The organism is Chitinophagaceae bacterium (assembly GCA_007695095.1).
Lineage (GTDB): Bacteria > Bacteroidota > Bacteroidia > Chitinophagales > REEL01 > REEL01.
This window is the reverse complement of sequence record REEL01000119.1, coordinates 1-15,744: the sequence shown is the minus strand read 5'-3', so window position 1 is coordinate 15,744 and position 15,744 is coordinate 1. Positions and strand designations below refer to the sequence as shown.

General features: G+C 36.6%; 13 protein-coding genes. 3 read left to right on the top strand and 10 right to left on the bottom strand.

The features are described from left to right. Positions 1 to 100: 100 nt before the first annotated feature. Complete coding sequence (locus EA412_09075) at positions 101 to 1,561, bottom strand: hypothetical protein (protein TVR78300.1); 1,461 nt, start codon at positions 1,559 to 1,561, stop codon at positions 101 to 103. A 48-nt stretch (positions 1,562 to 1,609) separates the two neighbouring features. Further along, positions 1,610 to 1,795, bottom strand: a complete 186-nt coding sequence (locus EA412_09070) for a hypothetical protein (protein ID TVR78299.1) — start codon at positions 1,793 to 1,795, stop codon at positions 1,610 to 1,612. A gap of 29 nt (positions 1,796 to 1,824) precedes the next feature. Here EA412_09070 and EA412_09065 point away from each other — a divergent pair, with 29 nt between their 5' ends. Together EA412_09065 and EA412_09060 are read left to right on the top strand one after the other, a co-directional pair. After that, positions 1,825 to 4,908 (top strand): gliding motility-associated C-terminal domain-containing protein, encoded by a 3,084-nt coding sequence (locus EA412_09065; GenBank protein TVR78298.1) that lies wholly within the window; start codon positions 1,825 to 1,827, stop codon positions 4,906 to 4,908. An 83-nt stretch (positions 4,909 to 4,991) separates the two neighbouring features. Next, a complete protein-coding gene (locus tag EA412_09060; protein ID TVR78297.1) occupies positions 4,992 to 8,081 on the top strand; it encodes a gliding motility-associated C-terminal domain-containing protein in 3,090 nt (1,029 codons plus the stop codon). Between the two features lie 57 nt (positions 8,082 to 8,138). Here EA412_09060 and EA412_09055 read toward each other — a convergent pair whose 3' ends face one another. From EA412_09055 to EA412_09020, 8 genes are all read right to left on the bottom strand, one after another. Further along, complete coding sequence (locus EA412_09055; protein ID TVR78296.1) at positions 8,139 to 8,525, bottom strand: DUF423 domain-containing protein; 387 nt, start codon at positions 8,523 to 8,525, stop codon at positions 8,139 to 8,141. Positions 8,526 to 8,551: 26 nt separating this feature from the next. Continuing rightward, on the bottom strand, positions 8,552 to 10,216 hold the full coding sequence (locus tag EA412_09050) for a glycerol-3-phosphate dehydrogenase/oxidase (GenBank protein ID TVR78295.1): 1,665 nt from the start codon (positions 10,214 to 10,216) through the stop codon (positions 8,552 to 8,554). A gap of 15 nt (positions 10,217 to 10,231) precedes the next feature. Next, on the bottom strand, positions 10,232 to 10,726 hold the full coding sequence (locus EA412_09045) for a peptidylprolyl isomerase (GenBank protein ID TVR78324.1): 495 nt from the start codon (positions 10,724 to 10,726) through the stop codon (positions 10,232 to 10,234). Positions 10,727 to 10,929: 203 nt separating this feature from the next. Further along, complete coding sequence (locus EA412_09040; GenBank protein ID TVR78294.1) at positions 10,930 to 11,280, bottom strand: hypothetical protein; 351 nt, start codon at positions 11,278 to 11,280, stop codon at positions 10,930 to 10,932. 17 nt (positions 11,281 to 11,297) lie between these two features. Then, positions 11,298 to 12,074, bottom strand: coding sequence for an amidohydrolase (locus EA412_09035; GenBank protein ID TVR78293.1), 777 nt, complete (start codon positions 12,072 to 12,074; stop codon positions 11,298 to 11,300). After that, positions 12,062 to 13,231, bottom strand: coding sequence for an aminotransferase class I/II-fold pyridoxal phosphate-dependent enzyme (locus EA412_09030; GenBank protein ID TVR78292.1), 1,170 nt, complete (start codon positions 13,229 to 13,231; stop codon positions 12,062 to 12,064). Before EA412_09030 ends, EA412_09035 begins: the two co-directional genes overlap by 13 nt. 80 nt (positions 13,232 to 13,311) lie before the next feature. After that, positions 13,312 to 13,710, bottom strand: a complete 399-nt coding sequence (locus tag EA412_09025; GenBank protein TVR78291.1) for a ribonuclease P protein component — start codon at positions 13,708 to 13,710, stop codon at positions 13,312 to 13,314. Positions 13,711 to 13,813: 103 nt separating this feature from the next. Beyond that, complete coding sequence (locus tag EA412_09020) at positions 13,814 to 13,969, bottom strand: 50S ribosomal protein L34 (protein ID TVR78290.1); 156 nt, start codon at positions 13,967 to 13,969, stop codon at positions 13,814 to 13,816. 235 nt (positions 13,970 to 14,204) lie between these two features. On the opposite strand from EA412_09020, the gene EA412_09015 reads away from it, so the two are divergent. Beyond that, entirely contained in the window at positions 14,205 to 15,140 is a 936-nt protein-coding gene (locus EA412_09015) for a diacylglycerol kinase family lipid kinase (GenBank protein TVR78289.1), read from the top strand. Positions 15,141 to 15,744 lie beyond the last annotated feature (604 nt).

Here is a 15,744-nt window from a genome sequence, read left to right as displayed (position 1 = left end):
AAACAGATTTTATGCCAAAAAATATATTTTACAAATTTCATTATCTATAAGCATTATTCTTCTTAACTTTATACCTTAACCAAACCCTTACTATATATGCTTAAACAGACTTTAACTCCTCGTTAAATAATTTATAAATATTTGTCTTCCAACATAAAAATACAAAAACAGCAAACATAACAAAAGATTTAATTATTATATTTACCCAAAAGGATGAAAATTCCGGTATAATCCAGCCTGCAAAGAAACAGACAATACAAATTACACAAGCCAAAATGGTTTTACTGTAAAAGGGAAAAAGCTTAAAAAAGTAAGCAATTGTAATTAATCTTAGTGTATTGATGATGACTAATGAAAGAAAACTGGCAATCGCAGCTCCGCTTAAACCGTATGCAGAGATTAAAAAATAGTTTAGTACAACCGCCAGAATTAATAACAACAGATTGAAGAAGGTATCAAACTTATATTTTTCTGATACAGATAAAATCATAAACCCTATACCTGCTGAAGCTTCAAACAGTTTTCCAATACCAACATAAATAAAAACGATAAAGCCCTGTGCATAAACATCAGGCATCATTTTATAAATATATTGGTGGTTGACAACTACCCAAAGAAAAATAAAGCCTCCGGTCAACACATTAGCTACAGAAGTTTTTCTGTAAATGCTTAAAACATCTTCTCTTTTGTGATGCATCCATTTATCAGAAACTATTGGAAAAACAATTTTATACAGAGATCTGGCCGGAACAGTAATAGCGGCAGCCATAAAAAAAGAAGTTGCGTAAATTGCCACAGCATCTAAGCCCACTAAACCGGTTAACATAACTGTATCAATCATAGCAATTAAAATGCTGGACAAACCGGCCATTAAAGTAAAAAACCCATATTTGAGAACCGGTTTAAGCTTTTGAGTGCTAAAAAAGTCAGAAACGAACGAAAGGGTATACCAGTTTTTTTTCTTTAAAAAAAGAAATTGCATTAAAGCTATTAAAAAATAGGTAGCTGTAAAAAACAACAGGAATAACTCAAAATTAAACTCCTGAAAATAATAAAAGACTAATAAAACGGAAAGGGCAATTCTTAAAATTACATCTCTCAAAAAAGAGGGATAAACGCTTGAAAGATTTGCTCTGGAGTAAATATCAAGCATATTAAAGTAAAGGGAGAAAAGGGCTATCGGAAAGATAAGTAAGTAATAATCAATTACGAGAGGCGACTCTGTGCGAACCAAATCAAGTATGGGCTCTTTAAAAAGAAAAAACAGGAAACTAAAAATTAAAAAACCAATGAAAATCCAAATATGCATAAAGCCGAAAAATCCGGATCTCATTTTAGTGGAATCTTTGTAGGCAGGATAATTTCTGATAAGTACATTTGCCATACCAAAAGCACATATATGGGCAAAAATCACAGAAACGTCTATAAGTACTCTGATTAGACCGACTTGCTCCAGCGGTAGTATATTGGGTAGTAACAATATTACATTCAAATAGCCGACAAGCATTCCAATATAGGACCAAATTGAGTTTTTAATACCCTGTGATGCAATTAATCCCATTTATTTGTCAATTTGTCTAAAGTAAGAAAGGGCATGAATTTGCATAAATTATTTTTTTACTTTACAATCGTCTGAAACATTGAATTTAAGAGCCTTTTTATGAACTTTAATTTCAGCAAAATTTGTATTAAACATTGTAAAGCAAGTAAATTGAATATTTATTAAGAATTTGTTAAGTTTGTAGTATTGATTGTCTTCAGCAAAATTAAAAAATTGTAATCTTAAAACAATCAACTTTAAAACTAACTAATAATTCATGATTTATGAATGCTAATCTACATAAGTTTCTGTTCATTTTCTGTTTCAGCTTTTTTGTACATAATACAATACATGCACAGTTAATCATTGACCAAACGTTAACAAACCAGCAACTGGCACAAAGTCTAGTAGGCTCAGGGGTTGCAATTTCAAATGTAACTATAACTTGCGGAGCAAATTCATACGGTCGCTTTGAAGCCGGAACATCAAATATCGGATTACCTGAAGGCGTATTATTAACAACCGGAAATGTTACAGAAGTGGCCAACCCTTCCAGCTTTTTCATGAGTTCAACTATTGGCACACCCGGAGACCCGACATTAAATCAAATAGTAGCTCCACAAACAACTAATGATGCTTGTGTCATGCAGTTTGATGTAATCCCTCAAGGAGACACCCTACGTTTTAGGTATAGATTTGGTTCTGAAGAATATCCTGATTATGTATGTTCTCAGTTTAATGATGTTTTCGGATTTTTTATTTCCGGGCCAAATCCTGCCGGAGGAAATTATAATCAAAATAATATCGCTATTATTCCCGGAACTAATTTACCGGTTGCGATTAACTCAATTAATTCAGGAATACCGGGTATATTTGGGGCCGGTGGATGTAATGGTCCAGGTGAGTCATTGGCTTATTCTGCCTTATATGTAAACAATGAGTTACCCGGATCTCCTACCTTTGGAACAATAGCCTTTGATGGCATCACCACTACTTTAACTGCTGAAATTGAAGTGGTTCCCTGTGAAACGTATACGCTAAAGCTTGCCGTTGCAGATGTCGTTGACGGAGCTTTTGATTCAGGTGTTTTCATTGAGGAGTTAACCAGCCCGGAAATCACCTTAGGCATAGAAACAGAAGCAGGCACTCCCTTTGCTATCGCAGGTTGCAATAATGGGATATTAACTTTTACTTCAAATTTTACCAGTCAGGATCCCATCACTGTTTTTTATAGTATTGGAGGAGATGCTGTCCCGGGTATTAATTATGAACCCTTTCAGGATAGTGTAACAATAATGCCGGGAGATACATCCGCAACAGTTACAGTAGTACCCCTAATAGACACATTCGGTGTAGGTGGAGATTCAATAGTTATAAGTCTTATTAATCCATGTACAAATCAAGCATTTGACAGTGTCGTTTTATTCATTCAAAATCAAATTGAAATTGAAGTGCCATTTACAGATACTACAATATGTGAAGGAGAAAGCGTGCAATTGGGTGTTTCAGGTGCCTTTTTATATAATTGGACACCCACTAACAGTCTTGACAACCCGAATATAGCCGACCCTGTTGCTACCCCAACAGATACAACCATTTATCAAGTCGTAGGGCGGATTGGGCTCTGTCCGCCCGACACAGCAGAAATCACCATAAATGTGAGCCCACAGCCCTTTGTTTTTGCCGGTCCCGATTTAACCATCTGTCAGGGTGATTCGGTCGTAATCAGTGATGCAATAAGTGATGCTAATAGTGTGAGCTGGGAACCGACCGGCAGTTTAGTAGATCCGAATGTTGTAAATCCGGTTGCTTTTCCAACCGTAAGTACAGAGTATTTTTTTACCGGTGACAACAATGGTTGCTCGTTTACAGATTCAATGATTATATTTGTTGAAACAGAATTAAATTTATCTGTAAGTGCAGATACTTCCATTTGTGAAGGAAACAGTGTTCAACTTTTTGCTACCGGAGGTGCAAATTACTCATGGACTCCAACAGCAAGCTTGAACAATCCAAACTCAGCAAATCCTATAGCAACACCTACAGATACTACGACTTATGTTGTAGTCGCTACTTCAAATAATTGTCCACCGGTAACTGATTCTGTTACAGTTAATGTTATACCTGTCCCGGGCCTTCAGTTACCACAAGATGAGGTAATTTGTATTGGTGATACAGTTGAACTCTCTGCACAAGGTGGGGATACATACTCCTGGTCTCCGTCAAATAGCCTCTCAGCTGATGATGTTTCGACTGTTTTAGCTTTCCCTCAAACAACTACTACCTATACACTTGTAACTACCACAGCCATTTGTGATGTTACCGGTACTGTAACAGTAGAAGTCAATAATTTACCGGATGTTATTGCGGCAGATGATTTTACCGCCTGCACAAATGAAGAATTTACATTATCCGCATCCGGAGCAAATGTTTATAGTTGGTCACCGGAAGATTTATTGGACAATCCGGATACGCAAAACCCAACAGCTGAATTACAAAATACGACTACTTTTTATGTAGTAGGTACAAATACATTAACCGGTTGCAGCAATATAGACTCAATGACAGTAACTATTGAAGGTCCTGTTGCAGATGCCGGTGAAGATATCAGTTTCTGTACAGGAGATTCCGGATTTTTAAATGCACAATCCCCGGCAGCCGGAAATACTTATGAATGGATAACAACTAGTGGACTCTCAAATGCCCAAATCCTAAATCCGGAAGTAAGCCTTACTAATCCCGGTTCTTCTAATTTAATAGAAGATTACGTGTTTGCAGTTACAGATGCAAACGGATGTGTAGCATATGACACAGTCGCAGTAACGGTCTTTCCATCTGCTCAGGCAGATATATTTGTGGTATCTCCACCTGCTGACAATCAAGGTAATTATGTAATTATGGAAGGTGAATCAGCAATTGTAAATGTAATTGATGGAGTAGACTGTAGCTGGTCCCCGACAACAGGGATTGACAATCCTCTTTCCTGTTCAGTTTCTATGAGCCCGGATACCACCACTACTTATACAGTTACAAGCCTTAGTCCGGATGGTTGTGATGCTATAGCTTCCGTTACTATTTTTGTAGAGTTTGAAAAAGGAGTAATAGTACCAAGCGGTTTTACTCCGGATGGCGATGGATTAAATGACGTGCTAAAGCCTATACTTACCGGCACCTATCAATTAGAAGAGTTTAAGATTTTCAATCGCTGGGGACAATTATTGTTTGAAACTACCGATGAAAACATTGGATGGGACGGCACATTTCAGGGAGCAGAACAACCGGTTGCCGTTTATGTATATTACTTAATTGTAAGAGATCATACAGGTGACACAGAAATCATAAAAGGCAATGTTACATTATTAAGATAATGTAATTTTTTGTTTAATTTTTTTTAAATAACATTTGAAAAGTTCTAATAAGCTAATTAGATTTGAACCCTAAAGTTTAAATAATGAATAAAAAATCATCGATACTACTTTTTTTAGTTTTTATGTTTGTTTTAATTAACAAACCCGTAAAGAGTCAATTGGTCATTGACCAAACATTAACAGATGTTCAACTTGCGCAAAGCCTTGTTGGTTCAGGGGTTACTATTTCCAATGTAAATATAACCTGTGGGGGAAATTCCTATGGCCGCTTTGAAGAAGGAACCTCTAATCTGGGAATATCTGAGGGTGTTTTATTAACTACCGGTATTGTTACCGACGTTGCTAACCCTTCCAGCTTCTTTATGAGTACTACAGTAGGCACTCCGGGGGATCCGACTCTCAACCAATTGGTTGCACCACAAACAACAAACGATGCTTGTGTTATGGAATTTAATGTAATTCCTCAGGGTGACACTCTTAGATTCAGATATAGATTTGGCTCGGAAGAATATCCGGACTACGTTTGTTCAGAATTTAATGATGTTTTCGGGTTTTTTATCACCGGACCGGATCCGGCAGGAGGAAACTATAATCAGGAAAATATAGCAATCATTCCGGGCACGAATTTACCTGTTGCCATTAATTCAATAAACTCCGGAGTGCCGGGTATCTTTGGCACAGGTGGATGTACGGGCCCCGGTGAATCACTGGCATACTCCAGTTTATTTGTCAATAACGAATTAGCCGGCTCACCAACATTTTCATCTATAGTATTTGATGGTATAACTACCATTTTAACGGCAGAGATTGAAGTAGTTCCTTGCCAAACCTATACTTTAAAACTGGCTGTGGCAGATGTTTTTGACGGCGCATTCAATTCAGGTGTATTTATTGAGGAGATAAGTAGTCCTGAAATATTTTTAGATGTAACCACCGAAGCCGGTATTCCTTTCGCTGTAGCGGGTTGTAATAATGGGATTATTGAGTTTTCTACTAACTTTACAAGCTCAGACCCTATTACCATATTTTTTGATCAAAGCGGAACGGCTCTGCCGGGCATTAACTACAATCCTTTACCGGACAGTGTAGTTATTCAACCGGGTGACACTTCAGTCTCCTTACTCGTTGAAGTGCTTGTTGATTCATTAAACTTAGGAGGTGACAGCTTAACATTAAGTCTTATAAACCCGTGTACAGGTCAAGCCTTTCAAAGTATAACTTTATTTATTCAGGATAATATTGATGTACAAGTTCCATTCGCTGATACAACTGTTTGTGCAGGAGAAACAGTACAATTAGATGCTTCGGGTGCCTTTTTATATAATTGGACTCCGGAAGCAACTCTTAGTGACCCGAATATTAAGAACCCGATAGCCAACCCCTTAGACTCAACACTATATACTGTAGTCGGTCGAATCGGGTTATGTCCGCCGGATACAGCCGAGATAATGGTAAATGTCATCCCAATACCGCAGGTATCTGCCGGTCCGGATCAAATTATTTGTACGAATGATACCCTAATACTTACTCAGGCTTTTTCAGATGCAGACACTTCTTACTGGTCTCCTTCCACTTTTATGACAGACCCAACAGTAGTTAATGCGGAAGTGTTTCCAACTTCTACTATTCAGTATATACTAACCGGTGAAAATGATTTTTGTGTAGCTTCTGACACGGTAGAAGTAAGCGTTGCTACAGAGCTGAGTCTGACACTTTTACCCGATGCCGATACTGTTACAATTTGCGAGGGTGAATTTATACAGCTAAGCGCAAGTGGTGCACCAAATTTCACCTGGGAGCCTGCTACCGGTCTCTCGGATGCTAACATTTCAAACCCTGTGGCCTTCCCTACGACTACAACAACTTATGTAGTTACCGGAACTTCTAATAATTGCCCTCCGGTTTCTGATACCATAACAATAGAAGTAATTCCTGTACCGGAACTTATCGTAAGTGATGAACAGGATATTTGTATAGGAGATTCAGTACAATTATTTGTAAGTGGAGCTACTGATTACAGCTGGACTCCCAATAGCTTCATAGATGATACCACTTCTGCTAATCCAACCGTATTCCCAGAAACAAATACGCAATATGTAGTAACAGTTGTAGAAGGTATTTGTGTAATTACCGACACTGTTCTGGTAAATGTTAATCCTTTACCTACTGTAAATGTTTCTAATGATACCCTGATTTGTTTAGGTGATACGATTCAACTGACAGCTTCAGGAGGAAATGATTACAGTTGGTCACCGGATGTAAATATAGTTGATACAGAAACACAGAATCCATTAGTGTTTCCTGATGTAGAAACCACATATACCGTAACAGTAATAAATACAGCTACTACTTGTGTAAATTCTGCTGAAGTAACCGTAGATTTAAGCATACCTGAAGTTGATGCCGGAACAGATGTTTTTGTTTGTCCGGGAGAAACCGCTTCTATTGGAACGCAAGGGTTACCGGGTTATACTTATGTTTGGTCACCTGAAGAAGGAATAGATAATCCAAATGTAGGAAATACAATTATCTCTTTAGAAAATAATACAGAAGATGACATTTCAAGCTTTTACTACCTTACAGCTACCAGTCCTGAGGGGTGTTCTATTACAGATAGCATAGAAGCAACTGTATTCACACCGGCACTTACGGCTACCACTGTAGATCCGCAACCGGATTCAGAAACAGGAATCACAACTATATTCCAGGGTGAAACCGTTCAATTAGAAGCAATAGATGCCAGTGATTGTGTTTGGTCACCTGATATGTGGTTGGATAATGCCAATAGTTGCTCACCTATAGCAACTCCTGATAGTTCAACCTGGTATTATGTTACAGCGACAAACATGAATGGCTGTACAGGTACAGATTCTGTTTTCATTGAAGTAGAATTCCTTTCTGACATATTCGTACCTAATGCTTTTGCTCCAGGCAGAGGAGGTGAAAATGCTACGATTAATGTGTTCTTGATTGGGCGTTATAACTTAAAGTACTTCCGGATTTTTAATCGTTGGGGTGAGTTGGTATTTGAAACAAATGACGACCAGATGGGATGGAACGGAACCTTTAAAGGCAGCCTTCAACCAAATGGTACATACGTTTACTTTGTTCGTTATGAAGATGATGAAATGGTAGAGCGTGATAAAACCGGAACGATTCACCTTCTTAAATAAAGATTGGTTTATTAAAAACACACGAAAGGGAAGCTATATTAAACAGCTTCCCTTTTTTTATTTTTTCAAAGAATTAAAAAGTAATATCCCCCAGGCTACCAAAAACAATATCCCCCCGACAGGTGTCACGGGGCCGGCTATTCCTCTAACAAAAGAAGGTATATACTCACTGAATGCCAGTAAGTAAATGCTCCCGGAAAAAAGCAATATCCCGAAAAGCATCAATTTAGGAATTATGATGCTAATATTTTTATACTGAAGGCAAAGAAGCAAAATGATTAAAGCGGAAAGCGTGTGGAAGATTTGAAATAATAATGCCGTTTCAATATTTTTAATAGCTTGTTCATCTATAATATCATCAAGCCAATGAGCTGCCATTGCACCAATCATTACCGATAAAAAACCCGAGAGGGCTATAATGGCTAAAATTTTATTATGTTTCATAACTCATGCGTAAATTAATTACCGACTCAGCCGATAAAATTCATAACCTCATCAAACTCTTTTTTCACAGCCTTTTCCCATTCCTTTTGAGTTTCTTCATCAATGTTTAGAAAGGAAGCTATCCAACCGGAAACAGCTTCTGTTTTATTCATGTAAAAAGGCCTTTCAAAATAAAGATTGCCCGTTCTTCTGATTAAAAAATCATTGGGGTGATAAACCATTTCAAAATGAACTGAATATTCAACTTCGGCCATCAAAAGAGCATTATAGGGGTGTAATCCGGAACGTACATTTTTTAATGCTTTTTCTATTATAGAATATAATTGTGTTCCGTAACGATGAAAATAAATCATATAAGGCACTTCTTCACCTTTTCCAACGAGCTCAATCCATTTATCAAACTGTAGTGCCATAAATGTTTTGTCATCTGCTTTTTCGGCTCCTACCAGCTTAATGCTATCTGTTTTGCAGGGATAATCTTCATATTTGAGTCCCTTTTGTTTAACTATATAGTTAGTGAGACGCTCTGCCATTTTGCGGTAACCTGTCAACTTGCCGCCGGCAATAGATATCAGACCGGATTCAGATATAAACACTTCATCTTTTCTCGAAAGTTCTGAGGGCTCCTTGCCCTCTTCAAAAATCAGAGGTCTTAATCCTGCCCAGCTGGATTCAATATCAGACTCGGTCAAGTCAACTCCCTTTAGAACTCTGTTTATACTTTTTAATAAATATTTAACATCCTCTTTTGTTACGAAAGGGTTATCAGGATTTTTATCATATACCGTATCGGTAGTTCCTAAATAAACTATTCTTTCGCGTGGGATTGCAAATATCATTCTGCCATCAGCAGAATCAAAGTACATGGATTGTTTAATAGGTATTTTTTCTTTTGGAAATACTAAATGTATTCCACGGGTTAACTGCAATCGCTTTTGACTCAGCGAACCATCTAATTTTCTTAAATTATCAACCCAGGGACCGGCTGCATTAATTACAAAATCAGCATTTAGCTCAAGCTCAGAATTATTGATTTTATCTTCCGCAACTAAACCTGAAATTTTACCCTCTTTATAGATAAACCCTTTTACATTGATGTAATTGACAGCCGATGCATTATAGACAGCAGCCGTTTTTAACAATTCAATAACCAAACGGGCATCATCAGTGCGATACTCACTATATAAAAATCCACTTTTAACCAGTGATTCTTTCAGTAAAGGCTCATTAAGAAGTGTATCTTTTTTGCCTAAACGCTTCTTTTTATCAATTTTTTGAACATTTGCCAGATAATCATATACTGAAAGGGCAAAGGAAGTCATCCACTTACCTAAATTTCCCTTTTCAAATATGGGCAATAACATTTTCTCCGGAATAACTAAATGCGGAGCTATCTTATGAACAATAGCTCTTTCGAGTCCTACTTCTCTGACAAGCTTGAACTCCATTTGCTTCAGATATCTCAGTCCGCCATGAATTAGCTTTGTAGACCGGCTGCTGGTACCGAAAGCAAAATCATTTTTTTCTAAAACAAGTGTTTTAAATCCTCTTGAAGCTAAATCTAAAGCAGTACCCGCTCCTGTAATTCCGCCACCAATAATAATTACGTCCCACTTAGTGTTTTGTATGTTATCCAGTAATTGATGCCTGTTTAAATTGGAAAAAGATACTGCTTTAGAAGCTTCACTCATAAATGTAAGTGTGGTTTAAAGTTCGTCTACTATAGTGACTTTTTTCATGATAACATCTTCCATCGGTCTGTCCTGACGATTGCGCTCAACGCCTTCTATAGTTTTAACAACTTCCATTCCTTCCAAAACTTTTCCAAAAATACTGTGTCTGCCATCTAACCATGGAGTAGCAACCGTTGTAATAAAAAACTGACTACCTCCGGTATTTGGGCCTGCATTAGCCATTGAAAAAATTCCCGGGCTATCATGCTTTAACTCCGGATGAAACTCGTCCTGAATAGAATAACCGGGGTTACCTCTTCCGGTTCCGTCAGGACAACCACCCTGAATCATAAAGTCAGGTATTACTCTGTGAAAAATAAGACCATCGTAAAAACCGTCTTTAGCCAGTTTAATAAAGTTTTCTGTTGTAATTGGAGACTTATCTTCAAATAACTCACCTTTAATAGTGCCATGGTTTGTTTCTATGATTACATAGCGATTGTTGCCTGTTCTTTCTGTTCTTTCCATTTCTGTGTTTTGATTTGTAATTGTTTCCGTTCTTTCCGCAGTTTCTGTCCTATCGGCAGTTTCTGTCCTTTCAGATGATGAAGTCTCAGCATTACCGTTTGTACCTGCCTGACAGGCGACAAAGATAGTCAATAAGAAAAAATGTAAGCTTAGTAGTTTCATAAATTTATGTTTATGTTTAAAAATTGAATATTGGTGCAAAGTTAAATCTTTTCAAAATATCTAATAACTTGTTTTTTTAAAAGAAATTCCTGATCCTCCAGGCTAAGTTTTGGTAAGGACTCATTTTGTTTCCAATGTGGCCAGCCATCGCTATCCTGTCCTTCAAGTAAAAAATAGCCTTCCTCACTCAAAAGTCTGCAAATGGCTATGTGCATAAGGTCTTGTTTTTCTTCTTTAGAAAATTTCTTTTTGATAATTCCCAATTCCCTTATTCCGATTAAAAATAAAATAGCATTCAAATCAGGATTTTTCTTAAACTGCCGAAAAACCCTTACCTGCACTTTTCTAAATTCATCCTCTATATTGCTTTTCGTTAAAATAGCTTTTTCCATATATTTTTAAAAACCTTTTATTCGTGAATAGTAAATTTATCTTTATCGTTTAAAAAACGAAATTTATCTCTGTAAGAGACTAAATGCTCTTTGTTTAGTTCAATGGTAGAAACGTCTTCACTGTCGGCAGCATTCCATACAATTTCACCGTCCGGGGATATTAAAGAACTGTATCCGGAATGGTAAATCTGATTTCCATCATAACCTACTCTGTTAACTGCGGCAATATAAGTCTGGTTTTCAATAGCTCTGGCTTTGAGCAATGTTTTCCAGGCATCTATTCTTCTGTCCGGCCAGTTGGCTACAAATATTTGCAGGTCATAATGATTGTTATTTCTGCACCAAACAGGAAACCTTAAATCGTAGCAAATCTGAAGCGAACAATTCCAACCTTTTAAACTTACAGTAGTTTGACTATTTCCGGCTGTATAATGATTTTGCTCTGCAACTAATGAAAACAAGTGTTTTTTATCATAATGACTATAACTGCCATCCGGACGCATCCAAATCATTCTGTTAAAATAATTGGTGTTTTCCTCTATAACTAAACTACCGCAAACTACTGCATTAAATTCCTCCGCAACTTTTTTCATCCACTGAATTGTACTTCCACTCATGCTTTCTGCTAATCTTTCAGGACGCATACTAAATCCGGTTGTAAACATTTCCGGTAAAATAATCAAATCCGTTTCCTTTATATTTTTTGATAATAAAAGATCCAGTTTTTTTAAATTTTCTATTTTTTTCTCCCATACTATATCAAACTGTACAAGAGTTACATTTAAATTTTCCATAAATTTTCCAGTGCTTGTTTTAAAGTTGATTCTTGCTTAGCAAAACAAAAACGCAAGTATTTCCCTTTTGGTTTATCATCGGTAGGGTAAAATGGACTTAGCGGAATAGAAGCAACTCCAAATTTTTGCGTCAGATGAATGGCAAACTCCGTATCAGCCATATCAGAAATCTCAGAATAGTCTGCCAGCAAGAAATATGTACCTGAACTCTTTAATGGCTTCAGCCTGCTTTTTAGCAAACCATTATAGAAAAAATCACGTTTTTTTTGATAAAAATCTGATATATCCAAATGCGTTTCATTATCCTTTAAAAAATCGGCTAAAGCATATTGCATGGGAGTATTTACACTAAACACATTATACTGATGAACACTTCTAAAAATTTTAGTGAGCTGCGGAGAACCTATTGCATATCCAATTTTCCAACCGGTAAAGTGCAGACTTTTTCCAAATGAATAAACAGAAAGAGTGCGGTCTTGCAGTCCATCATAGAGGTTCATGGGTTTAAAGCGATTTTCATCAAAAACAATATGTTCATATACCTCATCGCTCAAAATCAGGCAATTTGTATTTTTAGTTAACTCTGCTATAAAATGAATATCACTTTCCGGTAAAACAGAGCCGCAAGGGTTATGAGGGTTATTAATGACAATCAATTTTGTTTGGCTGTTAAATGCCTTTTCAAGCTTTTCCTTATCAATTGAAAAATCGGGCTCACTGAGATTAATAAAAACCGGTATTCCGCCGGCTAAACGAATTGCAGGAGCATAACAATCATATGCAGGAGAGAATAAGATAACCTCATCTCCCTTTCCGACTACACTCATTATAAAAGTAAAAATAGCCTGAGTAGCGCCGGCTGTAACGGTTATTTCACTTTCGGGATTAAAATCAGACTGATATTGTGTATTGTATTTTTTGGCAATTTCATTTCGTAACTCCGGCACGCCGGGCATTGGCGCATATTGATTTTTACCTGACTTCATGTGTCGATACACATTTTCAATTAAGGCCGCCGGACCGTCAAAATCGGGAAAACCCTGTGATAAATTAATTGCCTGATGTTCTGCTGCCTTTGCTGACATTACTGAAAAAATACTGGTACCGGTATCTTTCAAACGAGCATTTATTGTGAAATTGCCTGATTGAATATTCATTTTTAATTTATTTTAACTCTCTGTAAAGTTATCTAAAATACCCATGAAATTAAAATCAGCGCTATATTGATGAATTTCAGCTACTCCCGGGTTGAAAATGCTTTATTTTCTTTTAAGTGATTAATGAAAAGCTCCAAAGATTTGCAGATAACCTCAAAAGTTACTTTTTTACGGCTAATAAAAATCAGGCCTAATGCATACTGCGATTCATCACTGTTAAAAATTTTATAAATTTCAGGTTTGTGTAAGCGATATGCTTCCCTTAGTAGACGTTTAATTTTATTTCTTTCAAAAGCTTTACGAAATGTTTTTGTGGGAACGGCAAATATCACCTGAGCGGGGTATGGCTCCTGAAACTCTGTTCGCAACCAAAGGAACTTTATGGGGCTGATAGTTAGGTGCTCTCCGGATTCAAAGAGAGCTTTAATGAGAGGCTTATTCTTTAGCCGTTCTTTTTTTGAAAGACCGTATGTTTTCAAATTGTCGGCTTTCGTTTAAAAATATCAACGACTAAAAATAAAAAAAATATCTGCCCTTAAATATTTTAATAGCAGATATTTTATAAATTTTTCAAAAAAAGATTTACTTCAGCTTTCTTTCGTCAGAAACTGTAAGTCTTTTTCTTCCTTTAGCTCTTCTTCTTGAAAGTACTTTACGACCATTTTTAGTGCTCATGCGATCACGAAAACCGTGCTTATTCTTTCTTTTTCTTATTGAAGGTTGAAATGTCCTTTTCATAATTTAAATTTTATTTATCGGCTCAAACCTATTTGAACCTATGTCCTGTCAAAACAACAATGTGCAAAAAATAATCTGCTCACTTTTTAAAAGGATTGCAAAGATATTTATTCGAGTGTTCTTAAACAAACTTTTAGAAAACATTTTAGCATAAATCTTCCATAATCTTAAATAAGCGATGTATCAATATTTATTTTAAAATTAATTTATCATATTTGCCTTCTCAATTTTTTTTATGGTAGATGCCTGGTTTTTTATTATAAATCCTGTTTCAGGAGGTGGCAAAGGAATCAAAAAATGGCCAAAACTCAAAAGGGTTTTAATAAATAACAATATAGAATTTAAAGAATTTTTTACCATTGGAAATGGAGATGCTACGAAATTGGCTATCGAATGTATTAGCAATGGAGCTGAAAAGATTTGTGTGGTGGGAGGAGATGGCACGCTGAATGAAGTTGTTAATGGTGTTTTACAGCAAAAGCATAAGCCCTCAGAAGAAATTTTGATAAGTATGTTTGCTGTTGGAACGGGTAATGACTGGGTTAAAACCATGAAAATCCCTACCAATACCAAAGCGTTTGTCAACACATTAAAAGACCCGCAATACATTTTTCAGGACAGCGGGAAAATAAGTTTCCAAAAAGACGGAGTGCAAACAGAGAGGTACTTTGCGAATATAGCCAGCATTGGATTTGCCGGAATCGTTACAAAAAAAGCAAATCTCTCTTTAAAAGGCGGAAAAATCTCGTATATACTGGCTTTGTTAAAGTCATTGAGAGCTTACCGTTCAAGTCGTTTAAAAATCACTTTTAACGACATTTACATATATGAGAACATATACAATGTGAGTGTTTGTATTTGCAAATATGCCGGAGGAGGTATGAAATTTGGTCCGGCAGCGAATCCCGGAGACGGATTATTTGATTTAACAGTAATTAAAGACTTGCCGGCTATGGAAGTAGTAAGAAACATTTTATTTCTGTTTTCAGGCAGTTTTATTAAACATCCGAAAGTAAACACCTACAGAACCGAGAAACTGAGCATAGAAAGCAAAGAAAATGTTTTGATAGAAACAGATGGTGAATTTATCGGAAACTTAAATGCCGAAATCAGTATCGTTAAGCAGGCATTGAAAGTAACTTGCTACAATGAGTTTAATGATGAGGGGTAATGCTTCGTAAGACCCAAGAGGGGAAGTAGGCAGGAGGCAGTGTAGAAAGACCCAAGCCCCAAGAGACCAAGACCCAAATTTCAAGAATTCTAAAATTTAAGGACGGCAATTTTATTAGCGAGCTATTAAAAGGGAAAACCTAAAAAATTTCCGTCATTACGAGCGCGACTACCGTAAATATTGGGTTTTGTACATGTTCTCAAGTCGCGTGTGGTAATCTCCTGAATAGAATGAGCTTGAAATGGAAAAATATGCTTCCTATCCTGATCTAAGCGTCTCTTAGACCCTTAGTAAGAGCATTATTTCACCTACAAACCTCAATTATAATCGAAAATACATCCTTTTTCTCTACAATCTTTTTCCTTGATAAAAAGCAGAAAAAGACCCAAGAGTCCAAATTCCAAGAAGACCAAGACCCAAGAAAAATGGAAAAATTATGATGGAAAATGGCAAATGTAGGGGAAGCTACCTGACACCGGTTGTCACTCTGAGTGGCAGCGAAGAGTCTCCTAATTAATACGGAGATGCTTCCTATCGTCAGCATGACAGAAAGAGGGAAGGGATTTCTTGTTAAAAAAAGGGTTATAAAACCTCTTTAACTCAT